Origin of the sequence: Streptomyces sp. NPDC058459 (assembly GCF_042721685.1) — a bacterium.
GTDB lineage: Bacteria > Actinomycetota > Actinomycetes > Streptomycetales > Streptomycetaceae > Streptomyces.
In genome coordinates this window covers 22339-38478 of sequence record NZ_JBHXLV010000005.1, presented here as the reverse complement: position 1 = coordinate 38478, position 16140 = coordinate 22339, and the positions used below count along the sequence as shown (strand labels likewise).

Below are 16140 nucleotides of genomic sequence, written 5' to 3'. Positions count from 1 at the left end.
ACCGACGCGCTCGGCCGGGTGGCTCAGGGACGGGGGGTGCGGAGGTCACGGAAGAACGCGGTGATGTCGTCGGCGAGCAGGGCGGGTTCCTCGTGGGCGGCGAAGTGTCCGCCGCGGGGCATGCGGGTGTAGCGCGTGAGGTGGTACGTGCGTTCGGCCCAGCTCCGTGGCGGTCGCGAGAGGTCGGCCGGGAACAGGGCGAGGGCAGTGGGGACGTCCACCCGCCGTACCCGGCGCGTCAGGTGGTGGGCGTACTCGTAGTACGGGCGGAAGGACGTGGAGATGGTGCCGGTGAACCAGTAGAGGGAAGCCTGGGTGAGGAGGAAGTCGTCGCTGAAGCGCGTCGACAGGTCGCCTCCGCAGTCGCTCCACGCGCGGTACTTCTCCAGGAGCCAGGAGAGCAGTCCGGCGGGGGAGTCGCTGAGGGCGGGCGCGAGGGTGAGGGGGCGGGTGTTCTGCTGGTGCATGTAGCCGCCTTCCTCCGCCTGCCAGGCCGTGGCGGAGGCGAGGTGGGCGTGCTCGTCGGGGGTCAGGGAGGCCGGGTCGGGGTCGGCTGGTGCCGCGACGGCGAGCAGGTGGATGCCGATGACGGACTCCGGTCGGGCTTCGGCGAGCCGTGAGGTGATGCCGGCGCCGAGGTCTCCGCCGTGGGCCGCGTACCGCCGGAAGCCGAGGTGGTCGTGCATCAGCCGGTGCCAGAGGTCGTGGGTCTGCTCGCTGCCGTCGAGGGCGGGACGCTGGGGGGAGAAGACGAAGCCGGGCAGCGAGGGGACGATGACGCTGAAGGCGTCCCGCGCGTCGCCGCCGTGACGGGAGGGCGCGGCCAGTCGTTCGGCGAGGGTGCTGAGTTCCAGGACGGTGCTCGGCCAGCCGTGGGTGAGCACGATCGGCAGGGCGTGCGGGTGCTCGGCGTCGTAACGGAGGTAGTGCACCGGGGTGCCGTCGATGTCGGCGAAGTGGGAGGGCAGGGCGTTGACGGCGGCTTCGTGGGTCCGCCAGTCGTAGTCCGAGGCCCAGTACGCGACGAGGCGGCGGAGTTCGGCGGCATCGGTGCCCGCCTCCCAGCCGTTCACCGGCCAGGGCTCGGGCCACCGGGTGGCGCGCAGCCGGGCGCGGAGATCATCCAGGTCGGCGTCACTGACGCTGATGGCGGGGGTGGTGGTCGGCACGGTGTTCTCCTCGGTACGGGTGTTCAAGTGGTCGTGGCCGTACGGGTGTCGGCTGTTCCCTGTGCGTGACCCGTGGGGTGGCACGAGCCGCGCCGGCGAGGACGAGCGAGGTGGCCATGACGGCGGCGATCACCAGGAGTGCGTGGGCGAGGCCGGTCCGGTCGGCGAGGGCTCCGATCAGCGGTGGGCCGCAGGCGAAACCGCAGTATCCGATCGAGGTGATCACCCCGACCCGGGCGGCCGCGTGGGCGGGGTCGTCCGCGCCGGCGCTCAGGCCGAGGGGAAAGCCGAGTGCGGCGCCCGCTCCCCACAGCAGCGCTCCGGCGAAGCCCGTCCACAGGCCGGCCCCGGTCGTGAACAGGACGACACCGAGGCAGGCGGCGCAGGCCGCCGCGCGCAGTGCGCCGGGCCTGCCCAGGCGGCCGACGATCAGCGGTCCGAGCCAGCGGCCCAGGGTGACGGCCGTGAGGAAGGCCGCGTAGGCGAGGGTCCCGACGACCGGCGTGGTGTGGTGGCGGTCGATGACGGCGAGGCTGATCCAGTTGCCGCCCGCTCCTTCCGCCAGTGCGAAGGCGAGGGCTACGAGACCGAGGAGCACGGTGCGTGGATCGCGCCAGGCGGTTGCCCAGGACCCGCGCGCCTCGCCTGGTGATGACGGCGACGTGAGAGCGGTCCGGGGCAGGAAGTGCCGGACGGCCGCCGGTGTCGCCACGGCGACGAGCAGTCCGACCGCACCGATGTGCAGACTCACCGGAACACGCAGCACCGTCATCAGCGCGCCGAGGCAGGCGCCCGCGACCGTGCCGACGCTGAAACCCGCGAAGAAGCGAGGCATCAGGGTCTGCCCGAGCCGTCGTTCCAGGGCCGCCGCGTGCACGCTGACCGCGACGTCCCAGAACCCCGTGGCGGTGCCCAGCACGAAGAGTCCGGCCAGGAGCAGAGGCGGCCAGAGAGCGAAACCGGACGCGACTGCGCCGAGACCGGCACCTACCGCGACGGCCACCGTGGTGACGGCCCGGCGCGGCCCGGTACGAGCGACGAAGGGGCCGGCCAGAGGAAGGGCCACCAGCCCCCCGGCCGCGAGGAACAGCAGCAGCAGACCTACGGACGCTGCGTCCAGGTTCATCCGTTCCTGGATCTGCGGCAGCCGGGACGCCCATGTCGCCCCGGCCAGGCCCAGGAGGGCGAAGACCAGGTGGGTCGACCGGACGGCGTTCGTCGTCTCGCGGGCCCTCGGGCTCGCGGTGCGGATGTTCACCTGCCGGTGCCGCTGGTCGGACCGAGCGTGTGCACGATGGCTGCCCGTATCTCCTCACGCGGCTCCTGTTCCGTGGACAGGAGCGTGTGCATGATCATGCCTTCCAGGAGGGCGTCGAGGCGGTCGGCGGCCTCGGGCCCGTCGAAGCGGGCCAGCACCGCCCGGCTGGACCTGGTCCACTCCTGGGTCAGTGCGCGCAGCGCGGGATCGCGCAGCGCGGCCAGGCGCAGCTCGAAGCCGAGGACCGCACCGCGGTGCCGGGACGGCACTCCCCGCACCAGTTCCACCAGGACGTCGATCAGCTCCTCGCGCGAGGTCACCTCGGCGAAGAGCGCCTCGTACTCGGCGCTCCGCTGCTCGACGTACCAGGCGAACGCCTGGCCGCACAGTTCGGTCAGGCTCGCGAAGTGATACGTGACGGAGCCCAGCGGCACGTCCGCGCGGGCCGCCACCTTGCGGTGCGTGATCCCGGCCACGCCGTCCTCGACAAGCACGTCCAGCGATGCGTCGAGTATGCGCTCCCTGCGCTGTGGGTCGTGGCGGCGGGTGCGTCGCCCCTCGCCACGCGCCGTCTCCGGTCCGTCGGACGTCTTCTTCTCACGCATAAGAACAAACGTACACTAGATAGGAACGGATGTTCTTACCGTGTTGCCTGTCCGTTCCGCCCCCGGCCGGCCGTACTCGTTCGTCGCAGCCCTGGACCGCGAGGCGTCCATCCGGGGAGGCGGTACGGGCCGGTCACGGGGGGTTGCCCTCGGGGCGGGCGGTCATCAGGTGGCGGACCTGGGGCTCGGCGGTGGCGTACGCCCGTACCGCGTCCAGGAGTTCCTGGTCGTAACCGGTGGTGCGACTGTGATGCTGTCTCAGGTGCTCGTCCCAGCTGGGGAGTTCGAAGACCTCGAGATAGCGGTCCGGGCTGGCAGTGTCGCGGAACATGCCCCAGCGGGTGGCGCCGGTGCGGCGGCGGGAGGTGCCCAGGTGGCGGGCCGCCGCGAGGAACCCGGGGGCCTCGCTGTCACCGACACGGTATTCGACCTGGACGAGTACCGGGCCGCTGTCGTGGTCGGGGAGGAAGGACAGCGCGGGTTCCGGCCAGGCGGCGACCGGTGTCCGGTCCAGCGTGCCCGACTGCGGCAGCAGGGGCAGCAGCGGCATGGTGAGGGCGGTGAGCAGGAGCAGGGCGGCGGCCAGGACCAGCGCGCCGGTGGTGGTGAGCGGGCGGGCGAGCAGTCCCCACAGCAGGGAGCCGATTCCCTGGCCGCCCATGAACACCACCAGGTAGACGGCGAGCCCGCGGGCGCGGACCCAGGCCGGCAGGCTGAGCTGCATCGTGGTGTTGAGTGCGGACAGCGCGAGGAGCCAGCCCAGGCCGGTGGGGACCATGAGCACGGTGACCACGACGAGGCTGTGCATGAGTGCCGCGCCCAGGGTGCCCAGGGCGAACAGCGCGCTCGCTGCCGCCACCAGGCGACTGGGTGTCAGGATTCGCCGTGCCCGGCCCATCAGGGCGGCGCCCAGCACCGCGCCCAGACCGAGGGCCGCCAGCAGGAGGCCGTAGCCGCCCGAGCCCTGGTGCAGGCGGTCGGAGGCGACGACGGGCAGCAGGGCCCACAGCGCGGAGGCCGGCAGGACGAACAGGGCGGCCCGCGCCAGGATGCGTCGCACGCCCGGCGCGTGGCGGACGTAGCGGGCTCCGGCGCGCAGTGCGCGCGCGGCGGTTTCGGGCTCAGCGTCGGCGGGCTCCGCACGGCGCCAGGCCAGCAGGGCCCCGACCACCGCGAGGTAGGAGACCGCGTTGAGGGTGAACAGCACCCAGGTGCTGGTCACTGTCAGCAGCACCCCGGCCAGGGCCGGGCCGATCGCGCGGGCCACGTTGACGCCCATGCTGCCCAGGGCAGCGGCGGCCGGGATCTGCTCGCGCGGCACCAGTTCCGGCTGGATGGCCTGCCAGGCGGGGTTGCCCAGGGCCTGGCCGCAGCCGAGCACGAACGTCACCGCGATCAGCAGTGCCGGGGTGGTCAGCCCGGCCGCGGTCAGCGCGGCGAGCGCGCCCGCCCCGACGGCCATCGACACCTGCACCGCGATCAGGAGCCGCCGCCGGTCCAGCACGTCCGCGAGCACGCCGGCGGGCAGCGACACGAACAGCATCGGCAGCAGACTCGCGGCCTGCACCAGCGACACCCAGGTGGCCGCACCCGGACGGCTGACCAGCATCCACTGCGCGGCCACGGTCTGCATCCACCCGCCGATCCCCGAGGCCAACTGCGCGAGCCACAACGAGCGGAACAACGGCAGCGCCAGCGGGCCGCGCGGTGCGGCAGTACGGGCCGTGGTGGTCATGGGTGTGTCTCCGACAGGGCACGAGGATGCCGCGACAGCGGCTGGGCCCCCTCGCGGCAGTGTGCCACGCCGTCGCTGCCCCGGCGCGACGAGTACGGTGCCGGCGGTGCGGTCCCTCGCCGTCCCGCAGCCGGTGTCGCCGCGAACGCGGGATGGTCCCGCCCGGTGGACGCCGGTTCCGGTCGCCCACCGGCGAGGGCTGTGATCGGCTGCTGGTGGCGGCGCGCGCGCAGGGGTCGCCTGCCTCGAAGGAGCGGTGGGATGAGCGGCGGTCGCGGTCGGCGGTTCATGCGTTCGGACACCGCACGCGCCGAGGCGTTCAGCGACGGCGTCTTCGCCATCGCCGTCACCATCCTCGTACTACAGCTGACCGACCCCCCGCACCGGCCGGGAGGTCTGGCGCACGCCCTGTTCCAGCAGTGGCCCGCCTACCTCGGCTATCTCGCATCCTTCAGCTACGTCGCGGTGATCTGGCTCAACCACCACCAGGCCTTCGCCCGCGTCCACGCGATGGACCGCGGCCTGCAGGCAGCGAACCTCCTGCTGCTGTTCACGACCGCCGCGCTGCCCTTCCCCACCCGTGTGGTCTCCGACGCGCTGCGCGAAGGCCCGGCCGGGCCCGACGCGCGCGCAGCCGCCGCGATGTGCCTGAGCTGGGTCGTCCTCTACCGCCATCTACGGCGGCGGCCAGAGCTTCTCGCCCAGGGCGTGGAACCGAACTACCTGCGGCACGGTACTCTCCGCTCCTGGATCGGTGTCGGCGCCTACGCTCTGGCCGGAGTCCTGGGGACGGTTCTCCATCCGCTGGTGGCGCTCGGCCTTTTCCTCGTACTGCCGGTCTTCTACCTCGCCACGAGCGAGGGCTTCGGCCCGCCCCGCCTCCCTTGACCGCGCGGGCGCGGGCGCGGCTGGCCGCCACCGGCTTCCTGTCCGTCGTTCCCGGCCGAATATGGCTTCGCCGACGGGAAGTTCCAGTCAGCCTGCAGTTCGCAGCCCAGGGCGGACACGGTGACCGGCTCGCCCCCGGCACGGACCATGCGCGAGATCGCGGCGTCGGCCTCGTACGGGTTCCACGCGCCGCAGGTACCCACCGCCGGCAGCACCTGGTAGTCGTCGTGGAGCGTGACCGGCGTCGGCATGGCGGTGTGGGTGCAGGTGCAGGTGCAGGTGCCGATGCGCCGGTCAGCGCCTCGGTCAGGGAAGGATCGTGACGGCGCTGGCCCAGTTGGTGCCCAGGGTCTCTTGCATGGCCATCTGGAGGAGCTGGAAGCCCTCGAGTTCCCGGGCGCGCCTGAGGGGACCGGCGTCGAGGGGGCGCATACCGCCGGAGGTGACGAGGTCGGCCACCGTCCTCTTCGCCGCGGGGTCGTCGCCCGCGATGAACACGTCCAGGGGCGTACCGGCCACCTCTCCCGCGACCAGGGTGGCGGCGAAGTTCGTGTTGAAGGCCTTCACCACCCGTGCCCCGGCCGACGCGACGTGGGCGATCTCCTCCGCTGCGGAGGTTCCCGCCGGCACGGTGAGCGAGTCGAAGGTGGCGAAGTCGACCGGGTTGGAGATGTCCACGACGACCCTGCCGTCGAGGAGCTGCCCGTACTCCGCGGCCACGTCCTTGCCTGCGGGGTAGGGCAGAGCCAGTACGACGACATCCGCCCCGGCCACATCCGCTCGCTCGCCTGCCGCGACCTCTGCCCCGGGGACACGTCGGCGCAGCTCGTCGGCGACGCCCGCTGCCTTGCCCGGATTCCTGTCGAGCAGGCCGACGCTGTGACTGCCGGTCAGCGCGCGGGTGGCAATGCCCTCGGCCATGCTTCCGGCCCCGATGATCACAATGCGCATGAGCACGACTCTCGCTTTTCCTGGGATGTCAGCCGATCGCTGGCGCCCGCTTCCCGGCGGACGTGCCCGATCGCCGCCACCGGGACTCGGGCTGCTCGGCCCGCTCCGGGGTCCTGGGGAGCACTACGGTCCGGGTGGGGATGCCGCGCCTGTCGCTAGGGGATCGCCGGGGCATCACGCCCAGATGTACTCCTCGGCGATCGCGCCGTCTTGCCACTTCGCAACGGTCACCATGCGCCCGCCGCCCTCGAACTCGCCGACGACGCAGGTCCAGTCGCCGGACCCGAAGGCGATGGGGTGTGCGGTGATCTGCGGGGGCGTACCGCCGGCCAACTCGATATAAGCCTTCATCGCGTCGATGTGCTGCTGGACTCCATGGGTCGGCGTCTGACCCTTCCAGTCCACCAGGACGTCATCGGTGTGGTGGTGGGCGAACACACCGTTCCAGTCCGCCGTGTTCCACCCGGTGAAATCGAGATCGTCCATCCCCTTGAGGTTGCGGCTGACCTGGTCCTCTGTCATGAGTCGCTCCGTGTCTCGACAGGGTCGTGCGAGCGCCGCACTGATACGCGTGCGCGGCGCTTCGAGCCTAAGGGCGCCTCGCGCGGCTCGCACCCGCAGCAGGTTGGACGCCTGCGGGGCTTCGGGTGCGCTGCTTCCGCTGACCGGGACGCCGTAGACGGTGGTGGTGGTGGCGGAAACTGTCATTGGTGTAAGTGGCCTCAGCGCCGGGCTGATACGCGGGTCCCACTGCTCGCTCAGCCGGCCGCCGTTGTCGCAGGCGCAACTCGCCACGGCGGTGGCCGTGGATCACAGCTTGCTTGATCCTCCACGGCTGCTACTCCGTCGGCGATGAACGGTCGTGAGGTGTCAACCGCAGCCGCCAAGGCACCCCCAACGATCTGACCGGACTGAAGTCGACTCGCGCCGCTCGCCCCCCCGGCGCTCCGGTATGCCTCGTCCCTCTGATCGGCAGCCCGGACTTGCACCGCAACTGGTCGTTTCGTCGCAGATGAAGGCGGTGATTCCTGCACCCGGGTCGGCGACAGCAGCTACCGCTTCCGTGCGGAGTGACGGTGCATCGTGCGTTCACATCCGGCCACTCGAAAATCAACTATCGCTCCCCTCGCGGGATGTTGGTTATACAAGAGCGATGATCAGGTCGGTGGCCGCGCGACTATGGTGGAGTGGCCTTGCCGGATGGACTTGGGGGAATTCGTGACGTTCGAGCAAGAATGGGCTGAAATGCGCACGGCGGCTGCCAAGCGAAGTGCCATGCGGATCAACAGCGTTCCGGCCGAGGGTAGCGGAGGCGGCGGGGGCGGGTATGACCTGGTGGTCAATCGGGACGACCTCGGCGCCATCGGCAGTGACGCGTATGACCTGCTGGGCCGGCTGGGGAAGGAGGGCGACATCGCCCGTCCCGCCACGTTCGACGCGGCGACCGCGCTGACCAATGGGAACTTCGCGAGTGGTTCGGCCGTGCTGAAGGTGCACGACTTCTGGCAGACGCAGCTGAGGACATTGCTGGACGCCTGCGGGCAGATCTCGAATCACCTCGATTACAGCAAGGCCCGGCACGCTCAGGATGAAGTGAAGATCGTGGCAGAGCTGACGCAGATTTCCGTGCTTTCGGAAGACATGAAATAGGGCTCGGGGGAGCACGCGACATGCTGAAGTACGAGGACATCATCCATGCCCCGGTCGGGAAGTTGAAGGCCGCTGCCGATGATTGGTCGGAGATGGCGGGGAAACTGCACAAGCTTGCCGCCGACGCCGCCGACGGGATGAAGGCGAAAGCGGACAAGGCCGACTGGGAGGGCGTCAACGCGGGAGTCACCAAGGCGTTCATCGGTAAGACGGTCAAGAAGTTCGAGGACGCCGCGGCCGAGGCCAGGGGTGTGAAGCTGATCCTGGAAGACGGTCACGCGGCCATCAAAATGGCCCAGGACGAGCTGGTCGACATCCGGGATCACGAGGGGCCGGCGGCCGGCATCCGCGTGGACGACAGGGGCAAGGTCACGGCGCGTGAGCCGTTGTCCGAACTCCACGTGGCGCGGCACGACCCCGACTACATGGATCTTCTGCAGCAGGAGAAGCGGAACATCGAGTCGTGGCAGAAGAAGATCGACCTCATCGTCGACAACTGCAACGACACCGATCTCGCCTTCAAGAACGCCCTGGAAGCCAATGTCACCGACCGCAAGGACTTCAGCGCTCCGACGTACACCAAGCTGGACCAGGAGGAGGCCGCCCGTGCCGCCGCTCTGGCGGCCAAGGGCCGCGATCTCACGCATGCCGAACTCCAGCAGCTCAACGAGCTGTTGAAGGACAACAGTTCATCGGTGGAATTCTCCAAGGATTTCTACGGGAATCTCGGCCCCGAGAAATCACTCGCGTTCTTCGGTCAGCTCTCCACGGACACGTACGACTACAGCAAGGTCGACCCGGAACGCCTCAAGGACGTCCAGGAGCTTCAGAAGAACCTCGGCCTCAACCTGGCCACCGCCTCCCACGACAAAGAATTCACCGACAAGTGGGGTCCGGAACTGCGCAAGCTGGGTACGGAGCGCATTCCGCTGGCCAAGCACGATTACGGCGGGCCGTTCGGATACCAGCTGCTCGGCGGGATCATGCGGAACGGGAACTACGACGCGAAGTTCCTCAACCCGATCGCCGAACACGTCGCGCAGCTGCATGCCAAGGACCCGTTCATGTTCGCCGAGAACAAGGTGGTGAACAGTTGGCTCAAGAACCCGTTCAACCCCTCTGGCGTGAACGGAGCCGGTTACGACCCGGCCACCGCCATGCTGGAGGCGCTCGGCAACAGTCCGGAAGCGGCGAAGAAGTTCTTCAGCGACGCTCCGACCGCCTACAACGAGGACGGCACGGTCAATCACGGCGCCACGGCCGACCTCGGGGAGAACAAGGACGGCGGGAAGATCGACAACTACCTGGACTTCTTCACCAATGAGAAGTGGGAGTCCTTCCCGGACGTCAACTCGACCGACCCGAAGGAGCACAAGGCGTCGCTCGACCAGATGCCCGACGCCCTCGGCCACGCCCTGGAGGCGGCGACCCTCGGCTACCCCGCCGGACACCCGGACGCCCACGTGGTGCGCGACGCGGACAACGCCGCGATCATGCAGAAGGTCATGGAGACGTACTCCTCGGACCCGGGTCTGCTCAAGGAGCACCACGAGGCGATGGCCGACAGCCTGGGCACCATGGGCGCCGGCTACATCGACGACATCAACTGGGCCCTGGACAAGAACGATCCGGACAGCGTGTTCGCGCCGGGCAGGAATCCGGACGGCCACCTCGACTTCTCGGACACCGTGGACGGGAACGGGCGGAGTGTCGTCCGGGGCTTCCTCAGCACCATGGGCCAGCATCCGGACGCCTACGCGACGCTCTCGACGGCGGAGCAGGTGTACACCCGCAGTGCGCTGGAAGAGACGGTGGGCCCGGACGGAAAGATCACCGACGAAGTCCAAGCCAGGGCCAGGGCGACCGTGCTCACGGGCGCCCAGGTGCAGGGCATGCTCGACCAGTCGCGGGCCGACCAGGTCGAGGCGACGAACCTCAAGACCCACGAGGACTACGAGAAGGCGGTCGCCAAGCGGGCGGGCTGGGTCGAGTTCGGCGCCACGGCGGGCGTCGCGGCAGGCGTCGCCTTCCTGCCCGCCACCGCGGCCGTGGGCGCCGCCGCGGTGCTCATTCCGCTGGCGACCGATACGGCGAGCGGGGCCGCTGAACAGTTCATCGGGCAGGTGGTCGGTGATGTCTCCGACAACTCGGTGGATGGGCACCAGGAGAAGCTTGAGGATCTCACCGACGACGAGAAGGACAAGATCTACTCCGCCGGTGAGACCATGGCCGAGGCGCCGATGCGGGACTTCCTCCGGCGCAATGCCGTGGACCCCCACAGCGCTTTCACCCAGGATCTACGCCAATCGATGCTGCTCGGCTATGGAGTCGGCAACGATCGAGAGAAGCAGCAGGGCAACGACCCGGAGACCGGCTGAGACCGGTGGACGATCTAGGACACGTAAGGATGCGAACAGTGATGAGTCGTAGATCGGTGCGGGCGGTGCTCCTTTCTGCGGCCGTGGCCGGCCCGTTGTTTCTTGGGGCCACGGGCTGTGGCGGGGACGAGGACAGGGCTTCGCCGGACTACAAGGTCGTAGCGGGGACACAACTCTGCGGTGGCCACGCCATCTCCGTCGACGCGGCCAAGGCGCTCAAGGTGATCACGGGGTCGTCCAGATTCGAGGCGTCGGGAAAGGGGTACACGGTCGCGAAGGCCAGCACGGACTTCGTCGAGGCCCTTTGGAACCCCACGGTGTATCGCGGTGACGCCTGCCGCATCTACACGCCCAGAGATTCGCCGGATTTCGACCTCAGGATCACGTGGACACGGATCGATACCGTTTCGACGGGCACCCCGGACCCTAAGTTCACCGTGCTGAAGATGGGGGAGCGGGCCGTGACGGCGGCGGACATGGCATATATCCAGTTCGCATGCACGAGCGACGAGTTGGCGGGCTCGTCGGGAGCGACCCACATCGAAATCGGCGTGGAGCACTGGGCCGTCTCGAAGGACCCCCAGGACAACATCAAGGGGCTGAAAGATGCCTACGCCACCGTCGCCCACTCCTTCTCCCTAGCCATGGCCAAGGAACTGCGCTGCGAGAAGAACGGCGGGCTCCCCGCGAAGCCCGTGCTGGACCCCGCGTAGCCGCTGATGTGTGCGTGGTGCGGGATCGCGGGCGCGCTCGGATGGGCACTCTGACGTCAGCAGCAACTCACTGGATCAGGTCGGTATGCGGATGCTCCGCAGACGCCGGGCAGACACAGAGATGCGTGTTGTCCAATGTCGATATCGCGTACGAGCTGTCCACGCCTGCCAGCAGGCACGGCTCCGGCACATGGGCCAGAACAGGGCGGTCGACGGCTTGGTATCCGGTTCGTGGTCGTAGGGACATCGCAGCACTGGAGCACGTCGGCCTGTCCGGGCGGCCGCAGCAGGGGTACATCACGTACGTAGAGCTGGGCCACGGGCAGTATGGGGACCAGGCACTTCGCAGGCGGCGGGCCGCCCTGGAGCCGCTCTTCGAGCGCCGCGTCATGGCGCGCCTTGATCGCGGACTCCTCGGGTGTGTACTTCGGACCGTCGGGATCACGGTGCAGCCGGGCCCGCCTGCGTCTTTCCCGCCGAACGGCTACTGGGTACTCGCGGAACCCGCGTCCTGGAGCTGCGTGCTCTCGCGGTGCGGCCGCGGCTCCGCCGCGGGCCACAGCAGAGGTCCGCCGACCGAACTGTCCCGCACCGAGGGCGCCCCGGGACGCGGGTGCAGCCGTATCGCGGTTCGCGCCAACGGGGTCAGCTCAGGAAAGACTGCCGTGGCGTCGAACGGACGCGAGGGAGCCGTGCGTAGAAAGACCATGCCGACGGTCGTGCCACCCGCCACTGACAATGCCCGTGCGGCGTTGAGTGGCCGCCCGCTTCCGGCCGGCCATGTCACAAGCAGGCAGGCAGCGTGGCATGCTCACGCCTGGGCGGTCGCCGCATCCGTGGGCCAGGTGGTGCGGTGGTCGGCGGCGTGGATGATCTTCTCAGGGTCGTCCACCGGCGGGTAGATCCACTCGGTGTTGATCCGCTGCTTCAGCTTCTTGGCCTCCTGCCCGGTCAGTTGCACCGAGCGGTCCCAGCCCGAGGTCAGCACCGCTCCGGCGGGGCCGAGGTCGAGGCAGGTGACGTACGGGTCGGGGGCGAACGGGACGAGGTCGAGGCCGAGGAGGTCGGCGGCCACGTTGCGGCCGGCGAACTTCCCCAGCGGCACGGCGTGCTGGCAGCTCTGCGTCACCAGGTGCTCGCCCTCGGCGCGGGCGGCGGCGGTGTCGCCCGCCGCGTAGACGCCGGGGACGCCCCGGACGCGCAGGTGGTCGTCGACCAGCAGCCGGCCGATGCGGTCACGCTCGCCGGGTACGAGGGCGGTGAGGTCGCTGGCCCGCATGCCGGCCGTCCAGACCGTGGCGGCGGTGGGGACGACATCACCGTCGGACAGGGTGACCGAGCGTTCCCCGGCCTCTTCGAGGGTCACCCCGAGGCGCGGCTCCACGCCGAGTTCGGCCAGGACGCCGGTGATGTGCGGACGCGGTCCCGCACCCAGCTCCGGGCCCACGACGTCCGCGCGCTCGACCAGTACGACCCGTACCTCGTCGTGGCGTTCGGCGGGGGCCATCTCCCGCAGGCGCTCGGTCAGTTCGGTGGCTATTTCGAGGCCGGTGAAGCCTGCTCCGACCACCACCACGGTGTGAACTGCCCCTCGAAGGGCTGCTGTTCGGCCGCGCGCCGCAGGTGGTTGTCCAGGCGGGCGGCCGCACCCATGGTGTCTACGTCGAACAGGTGCTCCGCGCCGCGCAGTTCGGGGCGTACGACCTGGCTGCCCGCCGCGAGCACCAGGCGGTCGTACGGCAGGACGATCTCGCGTGCGTCGCGCCCGAGGGCGACCACGCTGCGGGCCTCGGTGTCGATGGAGGTGACCGTGGCTGCCACGCGCCGGACGCCCACCGGGCCGAGGACCCGGTCCAGCGACACCCGCATGCTCTCGGGGGCGGCCTCGTAGAGCCGGGGGCGGATCACGAGATCGTCGCCGCTGCTCACCAGGGTCACCTGAATGTCGGCGGGATCGGTGCCGTTCTCCCGCGCCGTGCGGACCGCGCCGAGGGCGCTCCACACACCCGCGAAGCCACCACCGATAACCAGGATGTTTTTCATCCAGATTCACCTTCCCGAAAAGGGGCGCGGCAAGACCTCGCCCTGTCCGATTTCTGTTTCAGTCCCGTTCAGTCCAGCCGGAACGCCCGGCGTACCGCCGTATCCATCGCGGGGGCGTGCGCGTCCGCCCGGAGGCGTACGTCCGCCAGCGTCTGCGCGGCCAGCGCCTCGCGCCAGGCCCGCTCGGCCCGGTCCATCGACGCCTTGACCGCGCACGCCGCGCTGAAGTCGCTCACCGTGCACGCGCCGACGGTTCCGCACCGCCGGATCTCGCCGCACCGGAAGACCGGCTCGCGGCCCTCGATGGCGTCGACCACATCGAGGAGCGTCATCGACGCGAGGTCCCGCGCGGGGCGGAAGCCCCCGCGGGCGCCGGGCGCCGACTCCAGCAGACCGGCCTTGACCAGTAGCTGGAGCTGCTTGTTGAGGTAGGCGCGCGGCAGGTCGTGGCCGGCGGCGAGGGTGGCCACCGCCACCGGCTCGTCACCGCCCGCCCACGCCAGGTTCAGCAGCGTGTGCACGGCCCACTCGACTCCTCGGCTCAACCGCATACCTGGACCATACGTATCTAGATTCGGGCGAGTCAAAGCGGGAGCGCGTGCGAAGACATGTCGACATAGCGGCAGGGGTAGGTCTCAGTGTCGGCCGACACATGCCCACCCGCCAGTGACTCGATCCGCGCACGCGGTCCGTCTCTTCCCGGGCCCGGTCCCCGCCAGGAGATCCCAAATGTCCTACGACAGCTTCGAGTTACCCACCGGCCGCCGCGAGCCCAGCTGGTCGGCGGGCCAGGGACCGCCGGAGCCGCCCGACCGGCGCTCCGGCCGGCACCGCACCCTGCGCCTGCTGCGCCGCGCCCACCGCTGGCAGCGCCGCGTGGCGTCCCTCACCGCGCTCGGCTACTTCGTCGTGTTCCTCACCCTCACGGTCAAGGCCCCCTCGCTCATGACCCGCCCGGGGCCCGGCGGCCTGCCCACCGGTCTCGTACTGGCCCTCGCCCAGATCCCCGTCACCTGGCTGGCCGTCCTGCTCTACGAAGCCACCGCGCACCGGCTCGTCGACCCGCTGGCCCGCCGCGCCCGCCAGTCGTGTCCGGCGCCCGCGCACCGGGAAGGAGGCCGGTGACGGAGTTCAGCGGTCCCGCGCAGTCCTGGTCCCTGGCCGCCTTCTGCTCCGTCGTCGCACTGACCCTGCTGCTCTGCGTGCTCACCGGCCCGGACGCGGACGACCTGGCCGAGTTCTACACCGGCTACCGGTCCCTCTCGCCCCTGCGCAACGGGCTCGCCATCGCCGGTGACTACATCTCCGCCGCCACCGTGCTCACCATCGGCGGCATCATCGCGCTCTGCGGCTACGACGGGGTGGTCCTCGCCCTCAGTGCCGTACTGTCCCTGCTCCTGCTGATGTTCCTGCTCGCCGAGCCGCTCCACAACACCGGCCGCTACACCATGGGCGACGTCCTCGGCCACCGCCATCCCGCACGGAGCGTCCGCGTCACGGCCTGCGCCGTCACCCTCGTCGCGCTCGTCCCGATGATGGTCGTCCAGCTCGCCGGGGTGGGTGAACTCCTCGCCTACGTACTGGGGTTCACCGAGCCCGCCATGAAGAACGGCTGCGTGGCCGGAGCCGGGATACTCATGATCAGCTACGCGGCGCTCGGCGGGATGCGCGGCACCGCGCTCGTCCAGATCTTCAAGACGGTGATGCTGCTCACCTCCGGACTCGTCGTCAGCGGACTGATCCTGCACACCTTCGGCTGGAGCACCGGGGCGCTGTTCCGCACCGCGGCGAGCCGGAGCGGGGCCGGCCTCGGCTATCTGCGCTGGGGCGCGCAGTACGTCGGCAGCCCCCACCCCGCGCTCGACATGGCGAGCACCCAGTGCGCCATCGTGCTGGGCGCCGCCTGTCTGCCGCACGTCACCATGCGCATGTACACCGCCGGAACGCCGCGCCAGGTCCGCCGGGCCATGTCCTGGGCGGTCTCCTCGGTCACCCTGTTCATCCTGATGCTCGTGGTGATCTGCGCCGGGGCGACCGCCCTGCTCGGACAGCGGCGCATCGCCGGAGCCGACCCGCACGGCACCACCGCCTACCTGCTCGGCGCCCGCGCCGCGTTCGGCACCGGCCTCTCCCGCCCCGAGGCCCTGCTCTTCGCGACCGTCACCACCGCCGTCTTCCTCACGCTCCTCGCCTCTGTCGCGAGCATGACGCTCGCCTGCGCCAACGCCCTCGCCCACGATCTGACGGCCTCCCGCCCCACCCCGCTGTCACCGGCGCGCGAACTCACCCTCGCCCGCTTCTGCGCCCTGCTGGTGGGCATTCCCGTCATCCTGGTGGCGGCCCTCGCCCAGCACCGCAGCCTGCAGCCGCTCGCCACCCTCTCCTTCACGCTCGGCGCGTCGGCCATCGCGCCCGCGCTGCTCTACACCCTCTTCTGGCGCCGCTACAGCCGGGCCGGGCTGCTCGCCACGCTGATCGTCGGCTCGCTCACCGTCCTGGCCCTGACCCCGGGCACCACGCTCGTCTCCGGAAGCCCCCTGTCGGCCTTCCCGGAGGCCGACTTCGACTGGTTCCCGTACAACACGCCCGCCCTCGCCTCCATCCCCGCGGGCTTCCTAGCCGGCTGGCTCGTCACCCTGCTCGCGGGCCGGAAGAGCGCCGACCGGGAACGCATCCGCTACGAATCCGCCGAACACCGGCTGCTGACCGGGCCGCCGGCGCGCGACCGGACGTGAGGCCCGGCCCCGGCC

General features: G+C 70.3%; 16 protein-coding genes. 6 read left to right on the top strand and 10 right to left on the bottom strand.

Features of this window, described 5'->3' with window-relative positions; genetic code table 11:
- Nucleotides 1–23: 23 nt before the first annotated feature.
- The 4 genes from ACFWN1_RS02315 to ACFWN1_RS02300 form a co-directional block, all read right to left on the bottom strand.
- Nucleotides 24–1169, bottom strand: coding sequence for an epoxide hydrolase family protein (locus ACFWN1_RS02315; RefSeq protein WP_384357278.1), 1146 nt, complete (start codon nucleotides 1167–1169; stop codon nucleotides 24–26).
- Nucleotides 1135–2427 (bottom strand): MFS transporter, encoded by a 1293-nt coding sequence (locus tag ACFWN1_RS02310; RefSeq protein ID WP_384357276.1) that lies wholly within the window; start codon nucleotides 2425–2427, stop codon nucleotides 1135–1137. Before ACFWN1_RS02310 ends, ACFWN1_RS02315 begins: the two co-directional genes overlap by 35 nt.
- On the bottom strand, nucleotides 2424–3032 hold the full coding sequence (locus tag ACFWN1_RS02305; protein ID WP_384357274.1) for a TetR/AcrR family transcriptional regulator: 609 nt from the start codon (nucleotides 3030–3032) through the stop codon (nucleotides 2424–2426). The genes ACFWN1_RS02310 and ACFWN1_RS02305 overlap by 4 nt, the downstream gene beginning before the upstream one ends.
- Before the next feature lie 133 nt (nucleotides 3033–3165).
- A complete protein-coding gene (locus ACFWN1_RS02300; protein ID WP_384357272.1) occupies nucleotides 3166–4767 on the bottom strand; it encodes an MFS transporter in 1602 nt (533 codons plus the stop codon).
- 261 nt (nucleotides 4768–5028) lie between these two features.
- Here ACFWN1_RS02300 and ACFWN1_RS02295 point away from each other — a divergent pair, with 261 nt between their 5' ends.
- Nucleotides 5029–5655: a TMEM175 family protein gene (locus ACFWN1_RS02295; RefSeq protein WP_384357270.1), complete on the top strand. Its 627-nt coding sequence runs from the start codon at nucleotides 5029–5031 to the stop codon at nucleotides 5653–5655.
- Here ACFWN1_RS02295 and ACFWN1_RS02290 read toward each other — a convergent pair.
- From ACFWN1_RS02290 to ACFWN1_RS02280, 3 genes are all read right to left on the bottom strand, one after another.
- Nucleotides 5610–5906, bottom strand: coding sequence for a hypothetical protein (locus ACFWN1_RS02290; protein WP_384357268.1), 297 nt, complete (start codon nucleotides 5904–5906; stop codon nucleotides 5610–5612). The two genes, ACFWN1_RS02295 and ACFWN1_RS02290, sit on opposite strands and share 46 nt — an antisense overlap.
- Before the next feature lie 55 nt (nucleotides 5907–5961).
- On the bottom strand, nucleotides 5962–6606 hold the full coding sequence (locus ACFWN1_RS02285; RefSeq protein WP_384357266.1) for an NADPH-dependent F420 reductase: 645 nt from the start codon (nucleotides 6604–6606) through the stop codon (nucleotides 5962–5964).
- A gap of 174 nt (nucleotides 6607–6780) precedes the next feature.
- A complete protein-coding gene (locus ACFWN1_RS02280; protein WP_384357264.1) occupies nucleotides 6781–7128 on the bottom strand; it encodes a hypothetical protein in 348 nt (115 codons plus the stop codon).
- A 696-nt stretch (nucleotides 7129–7824) separates the two neighbouring features.
- Between ACFWN1_RS02280 and ACFWN1_RS02275 the strand changes: the two genes are divergently transcribed.
- From ACFWN1_RS02275 to ACFWN1_RS02265, 3 genes are read left to right on the top strand one after another with little or no spacing between them, the layout of a single operon-like run.
- Nucleotides 7825–8256 (top strand): hypothetical protein, encoded by a 432-nt coding sequence (locus tag ACFWN1_RS02275; protein ID WP_384357262.1) that lies wholly within the window; start codon nucleotides 7825–7827, stop codon nucleotides 8254–8256.
- 20 nt (nucleotides 8257–8276) lie between these two features.
- Entirely contained in the window at nucleotides 8277–10634 is a 2358-nt protein-coding gene (locus tag ACFWN1_RS02270) for a hypothetical protein (protein ID WP_384357260.1), read from the top strand.
- A gap of 41 nt (nucleotides 10635–10675) precedes the next feature.
- Nucleotides 10676–11347, top strand: a complete 672-nt coding sequence (locus ACFWN1_RS02265; protein WP_384357258.1) for a hypothetical protein — start codon at nucleotides 10676–10678, stop codon at nucleotides 11345–11347.
- A gap of 811 nt (nucleotides 11348–12158) precedes the next feature.
- Here ACFWN1_RS02265 and ACFWN1_RS02260 read toward each other — a convergent pair.
- The 3 genes from ACFWN1_RS02260 to ACFWN1_RS02250 form a co-directional block, all read right to left on the bottom strand.
- Nucleotides 12159–12923, bottom strand: a complete 765-nt coding sequence (locus ACFWN1_RS02260; RefSeq protein ID WP_384357256.1) for an NAD(P)/FAD-dependent oxidoreductase — start codon at nucleotides 12921–12923, stop codon at nucleotides 12159–12161.
- A complete protein-coding gene (locus ACFWN1_RS02255; protein ID WP_384357254.1) occupies nucleotides 12884–13390 on the bottom strand; it encodes an FAD-dependent oxidoreductase in 507 nt (168 codons plus the stop codon). Before ACFWN1_RS02255 ends, ACFWN1_RS02260 begins: the two co-directional genes overlap by 40 nt.
- 68 nt (nucleotides 13391–13458) lie before the next feature.
- The gene (locus ACFWN1_RS02250) at nucleotides 13459–13941 is read right to left on the bottom strand and encodes an RrF2 family transcriptional regulator (protein ID WP_384357252.1); all 483 of its coding nucleotides are present in this window, start codon (nucleotides 13939–13941) and stop codon (nucleotides 13459–13461) included.
- A gap of 178 nt (nucleotides 13942–14119) precedes the next feature.
- Here ACFWN1_RS02250 and ACFWN1_RS02245 point away from each other — a divergent pair, with 178 nt between their 5' ends.
- Together ACFWN1_RS02245 and ACFWN1_RS02240 are read left to right on the top strand one after the other, a co-directional pair.
- A complete protein-coding gene (locus ACFWN1_RS02245; protein ID WP_384357250.1) occupies nucleotides 14120–14515 on the top strand; it encodes a DUF485 domain-containing protein in 396 nt (131 codons plus the stop codon).
- Nucleotides 14512–16125: a cation acetate symporter gene (locus tag ACFWN1_RS02240; protein ID WP_384357248.1), complete on the top strand. Its 1614-nt coding sequence runs from the start codon at nucleotides 14512–14514 to the stop codon at nucleotides 16123–16125. Before ACFWN1_RS02245 ends, ACFWN1_RS02240 begins: the two co-directional genes overlap by 4 nt.
- Nucleotides 16126–16140: the final 15 nt, after the last annotated feature.

Excerpts from the sequence above, each read along its gene's own strand:
- ACFWN1_RS02305 (WP_384357274.1), bottom strand. The coding sequence starts at position 3,032 with ATGCGTGAGAAGAAGACGTCCGACGGACCGGAGACGGCGCGTGGCGAG.
- ACFWN1_RS02285 (WP_384357266.1), bottom strand. The coding sequence starts at position 6,606 with ATGCGCATTGTGATCATCGGGGCCGGAAGCATGGCCGAGGGCATTGCC.
- ACFWN1_RS02295 (WP_384357270.1), top strand. The coding sequence starts at position 5,029 with ATGAGCGGCGGTCGCGGTCGGCGGTTCATGCGTTCGGACACCGCACGC.
- ACFWN1_RS02280 (WP_384357264.1), bottom strand. The coding sequence starts at position 7,128 with ATGACAGAGGACCAGGTCAGCCGCAACCTCAAGGGGATGGACGATCTC.
- ACFWN1_RS02245 (WP_384357250.1), top strand. The coding sequence starts at position 14,120 with ATGTCCTACGACAGCTTCGAGTTACCCACCGGCCGCCGCGAGCCCAGC.
- ACFWN1_RS02265 (WP_384357258.1), top strand. The coding sequence starts at position 10,676 with ATGAGTCGTAGATCGGTGCGGGCGGTGCTCCTTTCTGCGGCCGTGGCC.
- ACFWN1_RS02300 (WP_384357272.1), bottom strand. The coding sequence starts at position 4,767 with ATGACCACCACGGCCCGTACTGCCGCACCGCGCGGCCCGCTGGCGCTG.
- ACFWN1_RS02290 (WP_384357268.1), bottom strand. The coding sequence starts at position 5,906 with ATGCCGACGCCGGTCACGCTCCACGACGACTACCAGGTGCTGCCGGCG.
- ACFWN1_RS02270 (WP_384357260.1), top strand. The coding sequence starts at position 8,277 with ATGCTGAAGTACGAGGACATCATCCATGCCCCGGTCGGGAAGTTGAAG.
- ACFWN1_RS02255 (WP_384357254.1), bottom strand. The coding sequence starts at position 13,390 with ATGAAAAACATCCTGGTTATCGGTGGTGGCTTCGCGGGTGTGTGGAGC.
- ACFWN1_RS02250 (WP_384357252.1), bottom strand. The coding sequence starts at position 13,941 with ATGCGGTTGAGCCGAGGAGTCGAGTGGGCCGTGCACACGCTGCTGAAC.